At 45.3% G+C, this 17,455-nt stretch carries 14 protein-coding genes; 5 read left to right on the forward strand and 9 right to left on the reverse strand.

From position 1 onward, the window contains the following. Positions 1-27: 27 nt before the first annotated feature. Entirely contained in the window at positions 28-1,053 is a 1,026-nt protein-coding gene (locus D0A37_RS12965) for a ferredoxin family protein (RefSeq protein ID WP_242724721.1), read from the forward strand. Between the two features lie 95 nt (positions 1,054-1,148). Here D0A37_RS12965 and D0A37_RS12970 read toward each other — a convergent pair whose 3' ends face one another. The 7 genes from D0A37_RS12970 to D0A37_RS13000 form a co-directional block, all read right to left on the reverse strand. Further along, positions 1,149-1,583 carry a GNAT family N-acetyltransferase gene (locus D0A37_RS12970; RefSeq protein WP_242724723.1) on the reverse strand — a complete coding sequence of 145 codons (435 nt, stop codon included), beginning with the start codon at positions 1,581-1,583 and terminating at the stop codon, positions 1,149-1,151. A gap of 180 nt (positions 1,584-1,763) precedes the next feature. Beyond that, complete coding sequence (locus D0A37_RS12975) at positions 1,764-3,110, reverse strand: TldD/PmbA family protein (protein ID WP_242724725.1); 1,347 nt, start codon at positions 3,108-3,110, stop codon at positions 1,764-1,766. A 53-nt stretch (positions 3,111-3,163) separates the two neighbouring features. After that, the gene (locus tag D0A37_RS12980; protein WP_242724726.1) at positions 3,164-3,421 is read right to left on the reverse strand and encodes a DUF4926 domain-containing protein; all 258 of its coding nucleotides are present in this window, start codon (positions 3,419-3,421) and stop codon (positions 3,164-3,166) included. Further along, positions 3,411-3,752 carry a DUF6883 domain-containing protein gene (locus D0A37_RS12985; RefSeq protein ID WP_242724727.1) on the reverse strand — a complete coding sequence of 114 codons (342 nt, stop codon included), beginning with the start codon at positions 3,750-3,752 and terminating at the stop codon, positions 3,411-3,413. Before D0A37_RS12985 ends, D0A37_RS12980 begins: the two co-directional genes overlap by 11 nt. Before the next feature lie 20 nt (positions 3,753-3,772). Then, positions 3,773-5,260 (reverse strand): TldD/PmbA family protein, encoded by a 1,488-nt coding sequence (locus D0A37_RS12990; protein WP_242724728.1) that lies wholly within the window; start codon positions 5,258-5,260, stop codon positions 3,773-3,775. A gap of 266 nt (positions 5,261-5,526) precedes the next feature. After that, a complete protein-coding gene (aptA, locus tag D0A37_RS12995) occupies positions 5,527-6,831 on the reverse strand; it encodes an omega-aminotransferase AptA (RefSeq protein ID WP_242724729.1) in 1,305 nt (434 codons plus the stop codon). 249 nt (positions 6,832-7,080) lie between these two features. Further along, complete coding sequence (locus tag D0A37_RS13000) at positions 7,081-8,118, reverse strand: adenosine deaminase (protein WP_242724730.1); 1,038 nt, start codon at positions 8,116-8,118, stop codon at positions 7,081-7,083. Positions 8,119-8,539: 421 nt separating this feature from the next. On the opposite strand from D0A37_RS13000, the gene D0A37_RS13005 reads away from it, so the two are divergent. The 4 genes from D0A37_RS13005 (at position 8,540) to D0A37_RS13020 (ending at position 14,883) form a co-directional block, all read left to right on the forward strand. Then, positions 8,540-9,868, forward strand: a complete 1,329-nt coding sequence (locus D0A37_RS13005; protein ID WP_242724732.1) for an adenylosuccinate synthase — start codon at positions 8,540-8,542, stop codon at positions 9,866-9,868. A 199-nt stretch (positions 9,869-10,067) separates the two neighbouring features. Continuing rightward, positions 10,068-10,673 (forward strand): 50S ribosomal protein L25/general stress protein Ctc, encoded by a 606-nt coding sequence (locus tag D0A37_RS13010; protein WP_242724733.1) that lies wholly within the window; start codon positions 10,068-10,070, stop codon positions 10,671-10,673. Between the two features lie 478 nt (positions 10,674-11,151). After that, the gene (locus D0A37_RS13015) at positions 11,152-13,863 is read left to right on the forward strand and encodes a tetratricopeptide repeat protein (RefSeq protein ID WP_242724734.1); all 2,712 of its coding nucleotides are present in this window, start codon (positions 11,152-11,154) and stop codon (positions 13,861-13,863) included. Positions 13,864-13,959: 96 nt separating this feature from the next. Next, on the forward strand, positions 13,960-14,883 hold the full coding sequence (locus D0A37_RS13020; RefSeq protein WP_242724735.1) for a methyltransferase domain-containing protein: 924 nt from the start codon (positions 13,960-13,962) through the stop codon (positions 14,881-14,883). Between the two features lie 33 nt (positions 14,884-14,916). Here D0A37_RS13020 and D0A37_RS13025 read toward each other — a convergent pair whose 3' ends face one another. Together D0A37_RS13025 and D0A37_RS13030 are read right to left on the reverse strand one after the other, a co-directional pair. Beyond that, positions 14,917-16,137, reverse strand: a complete 1,221-nt coding sequence (locus D0A37_RS13025; protein ID WP_242724736.1) for a glycosyltransferase family 4 protein — start codon at positions 16,135-16,137, stop codon at positions 14,917-14,919. 43 nt (positions 16,138-16,180) lie between these two features. Continuing rightward, positions 16,181-17,434, reverse strand: coding sequence for a glycosyltransferase (locus D0A37_RS13030; protein ID WP_242724737.1), 1,254 nt, complete (start codon positions 17,432-17,434; stop codon positions 16,181-16,183). Positions 17,435-17,455: the final 21 nt, after the last annotated feature.

The raw sequence follows: 17,455 nt of genomic DNA on the forward strand, positions 1-17,455 counted from the left end.
TTTCTGACACATACAATGAGTTAAACAATGATGGATAAGTTTTTTTGTGCTGATGCTTCTAAATGCGTTAAAGAGGATATTATTGGCAGCGGTAGTAATTACCAAACCTATATATTAATTGAATGTTGTTTACCTTGGGAAGCTGAAGCGTTTAATTCTAAACAAATTTCCCAAAATCTCAAGGATTTGGTAGAGGAAGTAGAACATTCAAAACAGAAAATCCGATTTTTATTGATAAATAACGACCGAACCAAATGTTCAAATCAGCGCAAAGTTGTGATTTATGAGAATAAAGATCGGGAACTTTTTGGCGGTTACGAAAAGCATGAATTTAATGTAGATAGTTTTGAGAAAATAGCGGGAATTATCAAAAGGTATTTAGCTGGAGAAGTCCCTGGTTGCGAAACCGAAAACCAGCAAACTAGAGATATTTTGGTTTGCACTCACGGCAGTCACGATATGTGTTGTGCGAGATACGGCAATCCTTTTTATTCCCAAGCAACTGCTTTAGCTTCGGAGTTAGAATTGAATGATGTTCGCGTTTGGAGAGCCAGTCACTTTGGCGGACACCGCTTTGCACCGACTGCGATCGATTTGCCTGATGGCAGATATTACGGAAATCTCGATCGCGCGTCGTTCCAATCAATTTTAACGCGAACTGGCGATATCGAATGCTTGAATAAAGTTTATCGTGGTTGGGGAATTTTGCCAAATCCTATCCAAGTTTTGGAAAGAGAATTGATCGTGCTTTACGGGTGGGATTGGTTTAACTACAAAGTCGCCAGCAAAATTCTCGATTTAGACACAGAAAATGATGCTTTTTTAGCTGAAATTACCTTTGAAAAAGCCGACGTTACGTACACTTATCGTGCCGATTTGGTAAAAGATGAAACAAAAACTGTTCGACTCAAAGGTTCCTGTGGTGCTAAAAAAGAGTCAGAATTTGTCAAATATTCGGTAGAAAATCTCCATTTTTCCTCCACCAAAAAAGACGAGTTAAAGTTGGCAATCTCTCCTTCAGTTTCCCTGCCAAAATTGGTCGAGACTACGTGATCTGCTGTCCCGCATCTAAATTATTCTTTTTTGCGGGCGGGACACCTCACAAGAATTTTATCCAACTTGAGTGTAAAATTTAAATTGACCGATGATTAAATTTCTAACTGCATAAATATGTGCGAGATTCCCAGGTACTCAAAGGGATTTTTTTGTTCGGAAAATCCGAGTTTTTGGTAAAATTTAATGGCATTAAGGCGAGACATAAGTCTCAAAGTTTTGAGATTTTTTTGCTGAGCTTTTGCTATTAAATTTTTAATCAATTTAGTGCCAATTCCCTGATTTTGAAATTCAGGAAGGACGGCAACGTAGCTGATGCTTCCTAATTTTGGGGATAATTCTCGCAGTCGGGCTGAACCAATGATTTTGCGATCGCACATGGCAATTAAATGCAAAGCACCATCTTCGTGATTATCCCTTTCGCTACCAATCTCCATTCCTAGAGGCGATCGCAAAACCAGCCACCGCTGGTAAAACATCTCTTCTAATTCTTGTTGATTTTTAACGGGATGTATATCTACTTGAGGCATTTTTGGATTAGATTAATGTTGTATTTATAAGAGGAAAGAATGAGGGCGGGTTTACCATATAATTGGTTTTAGGTCAAGATAGTTGGTAAAATCCACCCCTTGTATGGTGCGTCGCTACCAGATTTTCGATTTTAATTACAGATTGTTTATGGCGACGCACCATACGGTATAATCTGCGAGTTACAAACTGTCCGTAATACTGGTGAAATTAAAAGCTTTCACGCGCACTCCGGGCACAACACTACCCCCGTAACGCTTCACCGCACTAACTGCATCCACATCGCGCAACATATCAGGTAAAACTTGATTGAAACGCAGGTTTTTAATGGGATAAGCAATTTTGCCATCCTCAATCCAAAAAGTACCGTCGCGAGTCATCCCCGTTACTTCCAATGTTTTCGGATTAACGTAGCGCACGTACCAAGCTCGACTGACGAAAATCCCTCGCTCGGTTTGAGCAATTAAATCTGCTAAACTTTGGTCGGAACCTGTCATTACGATCGGGTAATAAGCACCTTTTGCCTCTTTGCCTTTTTGTGCGGCCCAGTAGCGGGAATAAGACAAACTTTGAGGGACGCCATCTTTGATGATTTCCAAATAGTTATTGCTCAATCCGTCGCCGAAAAAAGTATTCGATCGCAGCAAAGGATGAGCCGGATCGCGCTGCACTTGCACTAACGGGCTAAAAAGTTGTTCCCCCGCGCGGTTTCCCGCTGGTTTTCCCTCTACATCGGCGATCGACATAAACGATCGCCCCTCATCCGCCGCCCTCGCATCCAGCCCCCAAATCACCCACGGTAGCAAGCCCGCAAAAGCAGCGCCGTCAAGGATTACCGGATAAACGCCCGGAGTGATGGGGCGCGGGTTGCGGGATGCCATCGCCCGATCGAGCACTTGTTCTGCTAATTGGGCGATCGGCAATTCGTTGATACTCCAAGCAGTGCTCTGAGCCCAACTAGAACCGTCTTCAATGCGAGCAGTAAAGCTGAAATCCGCCTCTGTAGACTGGTTACAGGCGCGGAGTCCGGTTGACGAGGCGATCGCGTACAGCGACGCCTCAGTGCTCAAAGTGCCCGAACCATGAGCGCCCCCCTGGGAGGATCTCGCGCACGCTTGCTGCACCATTTCTGCCCGCGCTAGAGGCGATATAGTTGCGGTTGCTGCGTCGAATGCGGGCGATCGCAAATCGTAGGTTTGAGGCGGCAGCAGCGGCATCCATTCGGGGTCTGCCGGCGCAATTATGGCCAATTCTTCCGATCGCTTGACTGCGGAGGCGATCGCATCTTCATCAAATTCTGTAACAGCAGCAGAGGCGCTTTTATTGCCAAAATAGCTAGTAATGCTCAGGCTAAATACAGTTTTGCTAATATTTTGACTGATTTGATTTTCCGAGAAGCGGGAAAGAGATTCTTCGCCAGTAGAGAGACTGACAAATACTTCTTCTGCTTTGGATAGTTTGACTGCTTTTTCTACTACAGATAAGGCTTGGTCTTCACTTAAACTTGCGGGCGATGTTGTTACGAGCATAAGCTAAAATCCCGGAAAATTTGTTGTATTTGAAAATAGGTTTAGCCGCAATACTACGGTGAATTTGCCTGTACTAAAGAGCGTACTGCTAACACTTCATCTGCTCGCAGAGGTTCCACATCTGAAGGAGAAACAGCCACAACTAAAATCGATTCTCCTAAAGCATTAAATATTTCTAGAACGCAGCCATCATCTTCGCCTTCCCTTGGAGGAGGTACGCGATCGACTAGCATGGCTACATCACCTTTTTGTAGCTGATATAGCGGCATATCCCGACACAATGCTACACGCTGGTAAAGTTCAAGTTTCACGTCGAGACTCCTTTTTGGGTTTGAGAGTAATAAAATGAAAACTTCCGTCAATTTGCCACTGCAACCAAATTGTAACAACTGCTAAATTACGTCCATTAGCCCCTGGCAACTCACCTTCGGCGCGAAAGAACTTTCCGAATTCATTAGCACCATTTTCTACTGCCTCAGCCGACGCTATCAAAAACTGGATAGCTGCTAACAAAGCTTCTGGGTTATCTTGACTAAAACCCCCTTGAGCGAGAAATTTTGACTTGTCATCTTGTGCTTTGGGAACAAGTAAATAGCGCGTCAACTTTGCTTCGGCTATGATAGCATCCGCTGGAATTTTCACATTAAAAACCTACAATCTAATTAAGAATTTCCCCCAAGTTGAATATCCCTCACTCGCACCGGCACACAAGCGTGAGTCATTTGAGCAACCTGCATCGGCTCGCCCTTTCCGCATATATTAGTACCGCACTGAACCAGCTCCGAAGCCGGCCCGATCGCATCTATTTGATTCCAGAAATCAGTAGTCATCGCCTGATAAGTTACATCCTTCAACATACCGACAACTTTACCTTTTTCCACCTTCCAAAAAGCATCGCCGCCGAATTGAAAATTGCGTCGCTGCTGGTCGATCGAATAACTACCCACACCGTCGATTAAAATCCCGTCTTCCGTATCAGCAATCATCTCTGCCAAAGTAGCAGTATGGCTGCCGCCCTCCGGGCCCGGTTCCAATCCCAAATTGGGAATTCTCACCATCGGCACGCTCGACCAACTGTCAGCGTAAGCAGAACCGTTGCTGCTAGCACGTCCGAGGCGATAAGCCGTCTCTCTGTCAGTGAGATAATCAACTAAAATCCCATCCTTGACAACGTACCAATCTTGTGATTTTACGCCCTCATCATCGTAACCCATTGTACCGCGGCCACCTGGTTGAGTGCGATCGCACTTAAAATTCACCCACGGTGCAGCGTATTGCAGTTTATTTAAATTATCAGTAGTAGCAAAGCTCGTGCCAGCAAAATTAGATTCGTAGCCGTAAACCCGGTCTAATTCAGTTGGATGTCCTACAGATTCGTGGATTGTCAAATACAAATTTGTCGGCTTAAGAATCAGGGATTTGCAAATACCAGCCGGGATTTTGGGAGCGTACACTTTCTCAATAGCTTCAGCGGCAACTCTTTCGACTTGACTCAACAAATCATCGGGATTAATATGTTCGTAACCGATATTCATCGGGGGGCGTTCGTAACTGCGGTTTTGGGCATCGCCCCCCGCAATTGCCGTACAGCCAAAACCCGGATAGCTGCGGTAGATTGTTTGTTCGATTAGCGAGCCTTCTGTAGAAGCAAAAACCTTGTCTTCGCGGCTTGACTGCAAAAAAGAAGAAGCTTTTTTGATGCCTTGTGCGCCGTGTGCTAGTAGCTTCTCGTTGATAGTTAGCAGCAGTTCCGCTTTCTCAGCAACGGGTACAGAAAAAGGGTCAATGGCGATCGGAGTTACATAGGTATCGACATATTTTTCGACTGGTACTAACCGCACCGGTTCCTTCTGAGTTAAGCGGCTGCCTTTAGCGATTTCTACAGCCAAAGCGACTATTCTTGCAACCTCTGCCGGTGTTTTGCTGTGACTGGCGGCAAACCCCCAAGCGCCGTCTAGAAGCACTCGCACGCCAAAACCCGAACTTACATTATCTGACAGTTGACTTAAAGATCGATCGCGCGCGTAAAGATTCTGCCTTCGGTAACTGCAAAAACGCACATCACCGTACTCGCAACCTGTTTTCCGAATCAAATCTACAGCCAAATTTGCTAACGAGTTAGCAGAGATTTTTGCAGTTAATTGCACCATAGTTATTCGTCATTCGTCGTTAGTTGTTAATTATTATAGCGCTTTTTAATTATTTGAACCATTTTCAACAAGCCTTCTAGGGGCGGGCAGGATGCCCACCCCACAATAAATTCACTCTTTGTGGAACAGGCATCTTGCCTGTTCTTAAAAATAGTACAAAATGTGAGTTTAATCGCGAGCAGGATACCCACCCCACAATAAATTCACTCTTTGTGGAACAGGCATCTTGCCTGTTGTTTATCATTGGGCAATATCTCAGTTAAATATCACTCCATCTCCTGCAAAACCCCTGTCAAAATTTCCACAATGCGATCGATATGTTCCTTCTCAATAATCAACGGTGGCGACAAAGCAATAATATCACCCGTCGTGCGAATCAGCAAGCCTTTTTCATAGCACTGAATAAAACAATCAAAAGCCCGTTTCCCGGGCTTGCCAGCAATAGATTCCAACTCAATACCTGCCACCAGTCCCAGATTCCGAACATCAATTACGTGGCGCACCCCCTTCAAAGAATGTACCGCATCTTCCCAGTAACCAGCCATCTTATCAGCTCGTTCAAACACCCTTTCTTCCTCATAAATATCCAGCGTCGCCAGAGCAGCCGCACAAGCCAGAGGATGACCCGAATAAGTATAACCGTGAAAAAGCTCGATCGCATTTTCAGGAGCATTCATAAAAGCATCATAAATGCCTTCTTTGACAAACACCGCCCCCATCGGCACCGTACCGTTAGTTATCCCTTTCGCCGCCGTCACAATATCGGGAACCACCCCAAAATATTCCGTAGCAAAACTAGAGCCAAGCCGTCCGAATCCGGTAATTACCTCATCAAAAATCAGCAGAATTCCGTATTTGTCACAAATCGCCCGCAGTCGCTCCAAATAACCTTTCGGGGGAATCAAAACCCCTGTAGAACCAGCCACTGGTTCCACAATTACCGCTGCAATATTCGACGCATCGTGCAAAGCGACAATCCGCTCCAATTCATCCGCCAAATGCGCTCCCCATTCCGGTTGTTTGCGGCTGAAAGCATTGTGTTCGAGATTGTGAGTGTGAGGCAAATGATCGACTCCCGTCAGCAAACTGCCAAAAAACTTGCGGTTTGTACCGATACCGCCGACCGAAATTCCCCCAAAACCAACACCGTGATAGCCGCGTTCCCTACCGATTAATCTTTGGCGAGTTCCTTCACCTTTTACCCGGTGATAAGCAATTGCAATTTTTAAAGCAGTTTCTACCGATTCCGAACCCGAATTAGTAAAGAAAACGCGATCGAAATTGCCCGGAATCATCTTTACCAAACGTTCCGCTAATTCAAAAGCACCTGGATGTCCCATCTGAAAAGCCGGAGAGTAATCCAAACGCAAAACCTGCTGTTTAACTGCTTCGGCAATTGTCTCGCGGGCGTGCCCTGCATTCACGCACCAAAGCCCCGCAGTACCATCTAAAATTGAGCGGTTATCATCGCTTGTAAAGTGCATATCTTTTGCCGAAACCAATATTCGCGGATTCGCTTTAAACTGTCGGTTGGCAGTGAAGGGCATCCAGTAAGCCTCCATATTTGTCATCGTTTTTTTATCTTTTTATATTGATGATTCTGCCTTCAAACTATAACTTGCTACCGATTGCAGATCGCGGGACACTTATTATAATTTTACAAATATCTCTTTTAAACGAACCGCGAAGACGCAAAGAGCGCGAAGGAAGAGAAGAAAGAGGTTTTTATCATTTTCAAGTAGAGTTTTTGCCTGAAGACCTCTACCTATCTTCTTCTTTCTCTTCCTTCGCGCCTTCGCGGTTAATTAAAGAGATATTCTTTAATTAACGATCGCCCCCACAGACTCATGCTGCAACAAACCAGTTAGCATTTTCACAGGCCGCTCCCCGTAGGGCCAGGCGAAAGCATGGCGGAAAGCAGCTTCTTGACACGCTTGCAACTGCCGAAAATCAATGATATCCAAAGTTAACAAATTCTCGTACTCGAAAGGCAATCGCACGTTGTGCAATCCCGCGTTGTCGGTGCAAATGGCAATATCGACGCCAGCTTCAAAACATCGATCGAACACAACCTTCAATTCGCGCATATCTTGTAACGTCCCCGTTTTGAGATAGGTAGTCGGGCAAACTTCCAAGCATTGACCCCTGCGCGCGACTTCTGGCAGCAGTTCGGGATATTTTAACGGAATTTGAATCCCGTGACCGATACGCATCAGATAAGGCAAAAGTTCGGGATAACAGCCAGAGGTAGTTTCGTAGAGGTGGCCGGTAGTTTTGATGCCGATCGACCTCGCGTACTGGTACAATCCGACAAACTCCTCCAAACGCTCGCCAATACAATCATCGCCGCCAGCTATATCGATCGCACAAACATATTCCCCCATTTGCGCCGCCAAATCTACGATCGCCCGATTCACATCATAGGGTAAACGCGAGTGCATACACAAAATTTGGCTGGTAACAATCGGACAATCGCTAATTTGACTTGCCTTGCCCACAACCTTTACAATTTCTGCCATCAAATCAATGCGTTCTGACTGATCCAAATGTTCTGGAGTCCGCAAATAAGGCGTATAGCGCAACTCCAAATAAGCCAGATTTTCAAACACGTAAGCGCCCCGCATCAACCGATAGATGAAATAAGGCAACGTCTCAACAGTTTGAACGCTTTCTACCAGCGTGTGCAGTTCCAAATACTCATTGAGAGTATTGCGCGGACGAGTGTAAAACTCCTCAAACTCCGAGTATTCTTGAAATCGATTAACCATCTCAGCATTGTGGCGATCGAAATACCGCCACAGCACCCTAGGAACGACAGAACCACCCAGATGGCGGTGCAACTCAGCGTGTAAAGTCATGGCAAAAAAGCCTCTATTTTCTCAATCTTAACAAAAATTAATTAGTCAGTAGTCAGTAGTCAGTAGTCCTTAGTCAGTAGTCCTTAAGTAAGTTGACGTAAATATTTATCATTGGGCTCGGGCAGGAGACAGGAGGCAGAAGACTGAAGGGGAGAGGGTTTAAGGAAAATTTACATTTCGTTATATAGTGCTGTTTATTTGCGCCTTTCTACTTAGTCATTGGTTGTGTGTGAGTTCCCATGCCCCATGCCCCATGCCCCATGCCCCATGCCCCATGCCCCACGCCGCATGCCCCATGCCCCATGCCCCATGCCCCACGCCCGTATCTAAAATCTAAAATCTAAAATCGATGGATTGACATTTTGGACGCCTTCGTACATAATCGGAGATTGTGTCAACCTGAACTGAACGCGAGAAACCCTTGGCTAACGTAGTTGTGATCGGCGCCCAGTGGGGCGATGAAGGAAAAGGCAAAATTACCGATTTGCTCAGCAAATCCGCAGATATCGTTGTCCGCTACCAAGGGGGCGTCAACGCCGGTCACACCGTGGTAGTAAACGGTCAGACATTCAAGCTGCACTTAATTCCGTCCGGGATTCTCTACCCTGATAAAGAGTGTATTATCGGCTGTGGCACGGTCATCGACCCTAAAGTTTTAATTGCAGAGTTAGATCAGCTAGAGGCACTGAATATTTCGACAGCCTCGCTGATGATTTCGGAGACGGCTCACGTCACGATGCCCTATCATCGATTAATTGATGTAGCATCGGAAACGCAGCGGGGAAATTATAAAATCGGGACGACGGGACGCGGCATTGGCCCTACTTACGCCGACAAGTCGGAACGCACTGGCATTCGGATGCTCGATTTAATGGACTTGGACGGGTTGCAAGAACAATTGGAATGGACGATTAATTGTAAAAATGTCCTTCTCGAAAAACTCTACAATTTGCCGCCTTTAAATCCGCAAGACGTAATTAATGAATATCGAGTTTATGCGGAACGTTTGCGACCGCACGTAGTTGATAGTTCCCTGAAGATTTATGAGGGAATTCACAAGCGGAAAAATATTCTGTTTGAAGGCGCCCAAGGTACTTTATTAGACTTAGACCACGGTACTTATCCTTACGTTACTTCGAGCAATCCCATCGCAGGCGGTGCTTGTGTGGGAACCGGAGTCGGCCCGACAGCGATCGATCGCGTAATTGGCGTAGCAAAAGCTTATACAACCCGCGTCGGAGAAGGCCCCTTCCCTACCGAAATGGTAGATGGAATAGGCGCAATTTTGGGCGATAGAGGTGCAGAATTCGGCACGACAACCGGCCGCAAACGCCGGTGCGGTTGGTTCGACGCGGTAATCGGCCGCTACGCAGTCCGCATCAACGGCCTTGACTGTCTGGCAATTACCAAACTAGATGTTTTGGATGAATTAGAAGAAATAAAAGTTTGCGTTGCTTACGAAATTGACGGCGAAAAATGTGTTGATTTCCCGAAAAGTTCCCGAATCTTTGCGCGGTGCAAACCTATTTACGAAACCCTTCCCGGTTGGAAACAGTCTACGGAAGAGTGCCGGAATTTGGAAGATTTACCGCCGCAAGCATTGGATTATCTAAAGTTTTTGGCAGATTTGATGGAAGTGCCGATCGCGATCGTTTCTCTCGGAGCCAGCCGCGACCAAACTATCATTGTAGAAGACCCCATTCACGGCCCGAAACGCGCTTTGCTTTCTGCTGACGGTACGCCAGCCTAACCCTTTTAGATTTTAGATTTTAGATTGGGAAAGAGTGATGGGGAGATTGGGAAAGTTGGAGAGGCCGAGATTGCGAGAATAGCCCAATTCCCACTTCCCAACTCCCAATTTTGATCAAATATTCAGCGAATTTAATTAAGTTCGATCGCTGTAGCATAAATTTGATAAAATGTAAAAACAATCAACAGAAAGTCATAAAATGGAACTCGCAGTAGAATGTCAAAAGCGGGCAGAAGGCAGCAAACCTAACGCCCTCCGCCGCTCTGGATTGATTCCCGCCGTCCTCTACGGACACAAAGGCTCTGAATCCATTTCCCTTACCATCAAAGCCAAAACAGTTGAACACCTGCTCAAAAAGCACGTAGTCAACAATACCCTAATTGACCTCAGCATTCCCGACCTCTCTTGGAGCGGAAAAACCTTGCTGCGGGAAGTTCAAGTTCATCCTTGGAAGGGCTATCCTTACCACCTGAGCTTTTTCTCCGTGGCGACTCAAGATAGTCTGGAAGTTGAATTGTCACTGCGTTTTGTCGGCGAACCCGTCGGCGTCAAGTTAGAAGGCGGCATCTTGGATACCGTGCTGACGCAACTCGCAGCTAAGTGCAAACCTGACAGCATTCCTGAAGCAATTGAAGTAGATATTTCTAATTTAAAGGTAGGGGATGCGGTGCACATTCACGAATTAGTTTTGCCTGCAGGAGTGGAAGCTCTCGGCGAACCCGATCAGGTGGTTGTTAGCGTGCTGGGAATTCAAGCAGGTTCTGAAGCCGAAGACGCAGAAGAAGACGCAGAGGCAGCAGAGTGATTAGTAATTGCTAATAGTTGTTAACTAATTAATTGTTGAAAAAAAAGGGCGATCGCTTTCCCCCAAAAGGGCGATCGTTTTTTGCTAAAAAGGCTATTCTAATTTGGGTTCGATCGCACATTGTGCGCCGTTTGTAATGTTTTTTTAGGCGGGTTCCCTTGCCCAGTCCACAAGAAAGCCTCCCACAAGCAAGAACCGGCATTGTTTACTTTGCTTTACAAAACGGGCGATGATCGTCAGGAGCTACAAAAGTAGTCGCCACTGGCGCGCAAATCAGCCAGAAACCAGGCTGACTCTTACATATTTAGCAGTCAAATCAAAAAAATCATCCGAGAAACGCGGTTGATCGATAGCACCCGGAGTCAAAAAAATTAAGAATTGGGGGAACAAGTCCGGTAATGTTAGTGTCAAACCCGAGTATAATTGTGAAACGTTTAGACTACCCTATTTAATTCCTGCCTCTGGAGCCGCCGCCCCTATGCCATCAACAGTCAATACAGAATCAACAGCGGTTCAATTTAACCAACAGGGAGAAATATACTTATCCCAAGGAAAATTAGAAGAAGCCATCGCCTCCTGCGAGCAAGCTTTGAAGATTCATCCCAATTTTGCACCAGCTTACAAGACTTTGGGCAACGCGCTGCAAGCTCAAGGCAGGATGGAAGAGGCACGGCACTGGTACGCTAAAGCGATTGAAATAGAACCGAATTTTGCGGAAGTATACGCGAATTTGGGTAGCCTGGGCGCGCAGCAGCAAAAATGGCAGGAGGCGATCGGATTTTATCAAAAGGCGATCGCGATTAAGCCGAATTTCGCGGGAGTATACCGGAATTTAGCAAAAGTATTCGGACAAATTAGCAAACCGGAAGAAGCGCAGCAGTGCTGGTATCAAGCATTTAGTTTGGAACCGGAAAAAGTAGCGCCTGGGGAACACTTGAATATGGGCGACGCTTTTTTTCGGCAGGAAAAATTCCCCGAAGCGATCGCCTGTTACGATCGCGCCATAAAATTAAATCCTAATGTGGCGACTGCTTACCAAAATTTGGGCGAAGCGCTAAAAAAACAAGGCAAGTTAGAGGAAGCGACAGCATATTATCGCAAAGCTATTGAACTGAACGCAGCTAATGCGAGAAATGGCAGCGAGGGACAGCAAACTTTGGCGGGTGCCACTGCGAAAAACGGTGCAGTTAAGCAGCAGCCAGCAGCAACCGCAGCAGTTAAGCAGCAGCCAGTGCAGCAGCAGCCAGTGCAGCGGCAAGTGCAGCAGCAAGTTAATTCTACAATTAATATAGAAGATCCAGAAGCATACAAAATACTCGCAGAAGGCTATTTTGCTCAAGGCAAATTGGAACAGGCGATTGCAGCTTGTAAGAAGGCACTGCAAATTAAGCCGGAAGCGCCACTTTACAAAATGCTGGGCAACGCCCTGCAAGCTGGTGGCAAAATTGAGGAAGCTAAAAGTTGCTATGTCAAAGCAATAGAAATTAACCCAAATTTTGCCGAAGCATACGCTAATTACGGCAGCATTTGCGCGCAGCAAGAACAGTGGCAGCAAGCGGTTTCAGCTTACGAAAAGGCGATCGCCCTGAAACCGGATTTTGCCGGTGCTTTCCGCAATTTTGCGAAACTGTTGACGCAGTTAGGCAAGTCGGAGGAGGCGGCTGAGGCTTGGTATCGAGCATTTGCGATCGACCCCCAGTCGGGGACGGCTGAGGATCACGAGAATTTAGCCAAAACTTTGATCGAGCAAGGTAAGGTAGATAAGGGAATAGAGTGTTACCGGCGCGCGGTTGAGTTGAACCCAAATGCTGGCGCAGCTTATCACGAATTGGGCGAAATTCTTAAGGGTCAAGAACAGTGGGAAGCGGCGGTAGAAGCTTACACTAATGCCATTAGAAATAATCCCGAACTTTCTTGGTCGCACAACAATTTAGCTGAGTCGCTGGTTAAGTTGGAACGGTGGGAGGAAGCTGTAAATGCTTACCGCAAGGCGATCGAATTAAATCCAGATTTTAGCTGGTCTCACAACAATTTAGCAGACGTGCTGCTGAAGCTGGAACGGTGGGAGGAGGCGGTAAATGCTTACCGCAAAGCAACAGAATTAAATCCAGATTTTAGTTGGTCGCACAACTATTTAGCAGACGCGCTAATTAAACTAGGAAGGTGGGATGAGGCAATTTCGGCTTACCAAAGGTCGATCGAACTAAATCCTGACCATTTTTGGGCGCACAACAATTTAGCAGAAGCGCTGGTGAATTTGGAACGGTGGGATGAGGCAGTTGTTGCCTACCGGCGTGCTAACGAAGTTAATGCGAATTTCTTCTGGTCGCAGAACAAATTGGGCGACGCCCTGCTAGAAATGGAAAAGTGGGAGGAAGCGATCGAGGTTTACCGACGCGCGGCCGAGTTAAATCATGATTTTCCGTGGACTTATTACAACATGGCAACGGCTTTTGAGAAGCTGGAACGGTGGGATGAGTCGATCGCCGCTTACCGCCGTGCTGCGGAAATTCAGGCGGATTTGCCGTGGCTTTCGCAAAAGTTGGCTGATGCTTTGAGGATGCGATCGCAGTGGGATTTGAAGGAGGCGATGCGTTTGTACGGGCGCGCGATTCAGGAGAATCGTGATGACGTGCAGTTGTATCACAAGGCTCTGGAGATTGCGCCGAATGATGCTGACCTTTATGTTGGGTTGGCTGATGCTTTGGTGCGGAAGAATTGGTCGGATGGGGCGATCGTCTTTTATCAGATGGCGTTGCAGGTAAATCCCGAATGCGGTGAGGCGCACTTGCAGTTGGGGTCGCTTTTCGCGCAAAAGAATGATATGGAGCGGGCGATCGCTTGTTACCGCCACGCTATTGAGGTTCAACCAAATGGGTATAAACCTTACCAATTGTTAGGCGATGCTTTGAGTGCAAAAGGTCAGCGGGAGGAAGCGATGAACTGTTACCGCCGCGCGATCGAGTTAAAACCTGACGATCCGTATATCCACAACAATTTAGGAGATATGCTGCGACATCAAGGAGATGTGGAGGGAGCGATCGCTTGTTACCGCCGCGCCATAGAACTTAAGTCAGATTTCTCATGGTTCCACTATAATTTAGGGGAAGTATTGACCCAAAAAGGTCGAATAGATGAGGCAAGTTCTTGTTACCGTCAGGCCTTAGAGTTAGAACCCAAGATTTTCTAATTTTCTGTGCAAGATAGTCTGTATTTCGTAAGTTGAGCCATGCTCAAATATCCCATTTACCATTAGAAGCAATCAATCGAGATTAGAGGAATTACCATGAACCCTGAAGCAACTAAGTCCTTGGAAGAAGCCATTCAAAAGACTTTATCCACTCACGCTAAAAATGACAAAAGTTTTCTATGGATGGCATACTGGGTCATCTTTGAGCGTGAAGCAGATCCCGATGGATTAGATAGTTGGTTGGGCGAACTCAGTGCAGGTTTGTCTCGATCTGCTGTCATCAGAAGAATGATTGAATCAAATGAATTTCAAGCACGGCTTCCAGATGGTGAAGTCGGAAACCCACTTCTTCATAAACTTCACAGTGCCAGAATGAAAATGGTCAAGACACTACTTCCACCTGCTAAAGTGGTGTTAGACCTAGGAGGTTATTCCGCCTCAGATCCAAAAGGAGCGTTGCTACAGCTAGGTTATTCTTATGTTCCAGAAAAACTTTACATACTAGACTTCCATCCCGATAAAATGATGTTTCCGGGACCTGAGTGGTCAAAACAGGTTAAGTACAAAGACTGCGAAATTAATTATGTCTATGGAAGTATGACAGACTTAAGTTTATTTGAAGACAATTTTTTCGATCTAATTTGGTCTGGAGAGTCAATAGAACACATCACTGTAGAAGATGCGGAAAAAGTTCTTTCAAAAGCATACAAATTATTAAAACCGGGCGGCAAGTTAGCTCTAGATACCCCTAACAGGCGAGCTACTAAGCTACAAGTTCCCGACGGTTACATACATCCCGAACACAAGCTTGAGTATTATCACAAAGATTTATGCGAACTATTGGAGAAGCATAACTTCAAAATAATTCAATCTAAGGGACTGATTGACCTCTCACAGTCTATAGATACATCAAGTATGGATCATTTCAACGAGGAATTTCTTAACAGTGAAAACCTCAACGATAATCCAGATAAATCGTATTGTTTTTACATATGCTGTATGCGCGCAGAAGATTCATAGAGTTTGAGGGGACTGAATGCTGTCAGCTCATCTTCAAAACAATTTTTGCGAGACTTGATGTTGCAAAATATCTAAATCTGTCTGAGCCTGTTTTGCCGCCTGTCTCCAAGCTTGAGCTTGGGATTCGTACCACTTTTTCTCTTCTATTGTCCTCATAATATATTCCAGGCGATGTCTAATTTTTTGACCTATCGCCTGGGGATTGAATAAAGACCTAATCTCGTTAGCTGCTCTCGCTCCTACTTGCTGTGCTTGCGGATAATTTTCAAAAACATACTGCATGAGCGAAGCTGTATGATCAATATCCGGCTCAGCCCAGATACTACCTTTTGGGTAAAGTCCATAAGCTTCAGTAGTTGCCACTAGATCGTACTTTACCAAAAAACTATTGCCGACATTCATAAAATCGGTATTGGATGAATAAGCCGTAGCTATGACTGGCTTGCCGTAATACATTGCCTCCGCCATAGTCAAACCAAAACCCTCAGCCCGATGTAGCGATACATAGCAGTTACAATTATCTACTAAGGCATGAACCTCTTCCTTGCTTAAATGCCCTTCGATAAGTTGAATAGATGGCCAGTCTTCTGTCATTGCTTTTAGTTGATCGTACTGATTTTGATAGTAAGGATGAGGTCTAAACTTAATAATCAGTAAAACATCTTCATTAGACTTCCCAAAAGCTTTTTTAAACGCCTCAATGGTAGCAAAAGGATTTTTTCGCTCAAAACCGCTGCCCATGTCGAACATGAACAGAAAAATAAATTTGTCTTTAGGTAATCCTAAAGCTTCTCTGCCCAATTCGTTGGGCGGTAAATAAATGCTAGGCGGTAATTTCACAACTGGAAGAGGCGAGACATCGGAAATGGTTTCAGAAGTATAATTACTATAAGTCCACACCTCATCAAATCGATTAAAAGCCCCCATCCAAATATCAGGAAATACCGGAAGTTCCCAAATCCAAAAACCAATATTATAGCGATTATTAAAATATTCCGGATCGATAGAATTCAACAAGGATTCGTGCGGGTTGGTATGGACGATATTAATAGGATAAGAATAATCGCTGGAAAAATTGGTGTATGTAGAATCTAAGTTGCGTTGCGAATCTTCTTTCAGATCCTTGATTGTGAAAGGAATGTTAGCTGCTTCTATGGCTCTGATTGTGCCTCGCACACCCCCGCCCAACCCAAACTCGCCACTCACATGACCGATAATATTAACTCCAAAATTAAAATTTGTGTTATTGAACATGATTGAACTCCTCATCAAAAATATTTACAGTAAATCAAATTGGTCAAGTCTTAGCAAGCCTTTGGTATTGCGCTAGTTCAGATTGAACTTGCTGGGTTGTCTGGCGCCAAACTTGGATTTGGGACTGGGCAAAAGCCGTCTCTTGCTGCATCTGATGAATGCGGGTTGACCAGTTTGTAGATTGGTTCATCCGGTTTCTAATGATTTCCAACCGATTTTTGATTTTGATGCCTTGAAGTTGAGGACTCAGTAAAGACTTGATTTCTTGAGCGGCTCTTGCTCCTACTTGCTGGGCTGCTTGGGGATTTTCAACAACATACTGCATTAATGATGCTGCATGCTCGATACTGGGATCTGCCCAGTAATTGCCTTTAAAGTAAGGCCCATAATCTTCGGTCAGCGTCACTATGTCATATTTTACTGGAAAACTATTGCCGACATTCATAAATTCCATATTAGATGAGTAGCCAGTCGCGATTACGGGTTTGCCGTAGTACATCGCTTCTGCCATTGTCAAACCAAAACCTTCGGCCCGGTGCAGGGAAACATAGGAGTCGCAATTGGCAACTAAAGCATGAAGTTCTTCTCTCTTTAAATGCCCATCTATAAAGTGAACTGGCCAGCCTGCTGCTTGCGCTTTGAGTTGGTCTCGCTCTTTGGGGAAAAAGTTGCCATTAGAAAACTTGAGTACCAGTAAGACATCTTCATTCGATTGAGCAAAAGCTCGCTTAAATGCCTCCAAAGTAGCAAAGGGATTTTTGCGACCTATGGTACTGTGGAAGTCAAACATGAACAAAAAAATAAATTTGTCTTGGGGTAATCCTAATTGTTCTCTATCAAATGACGGTTCGGGAAATTCAAGGCTGGACATCATCTTAATCACAGGGACGGGAGATACGGGGGCGATCGCTTCAGCGCAGTAATTGCTATAAGTCCATATCTCGTCAAATAAAGAAAAGGCGTACAGCCACCCTGGAGGAAATAGCGGCAGTTCCCACGCCCAGAAGCCAATATTGTATCGACCTTTAAAGCATTCGCGATCGACCATGTTGAAAACAACGGGTTCTGGCAGAGTATGAATCAGGTTAATGGGATAGGGATTTTGCTCGGAAAAACTTGTGTAGCTGTTATCTAAATTTCGATGCCAATCTACCTTAATATCCTTGAGTGCATAGGGAACGCCAGCAGCTTCGATCGCTCTGAGAGTGGCCCTCGAACCTTCTCCCAGACCATATTCACCGCTCAGGTGTCCAATAAAATTGATGCCGAAATTAGAATCTATTGTTTGATTGAACATTGTTCGTCTTTTACTTAAGAA

The organism is Microcoleus vaginatus HSN003 (assembly GCF_022701255.1).
GTDB classification, from domain to species: Bacteria; Cyanobacteriota; Cyanobacteriia; order Cyanobacteriales; family Microcoleaceae; genus Microcoleus; species Microcoleus vaginatus_B.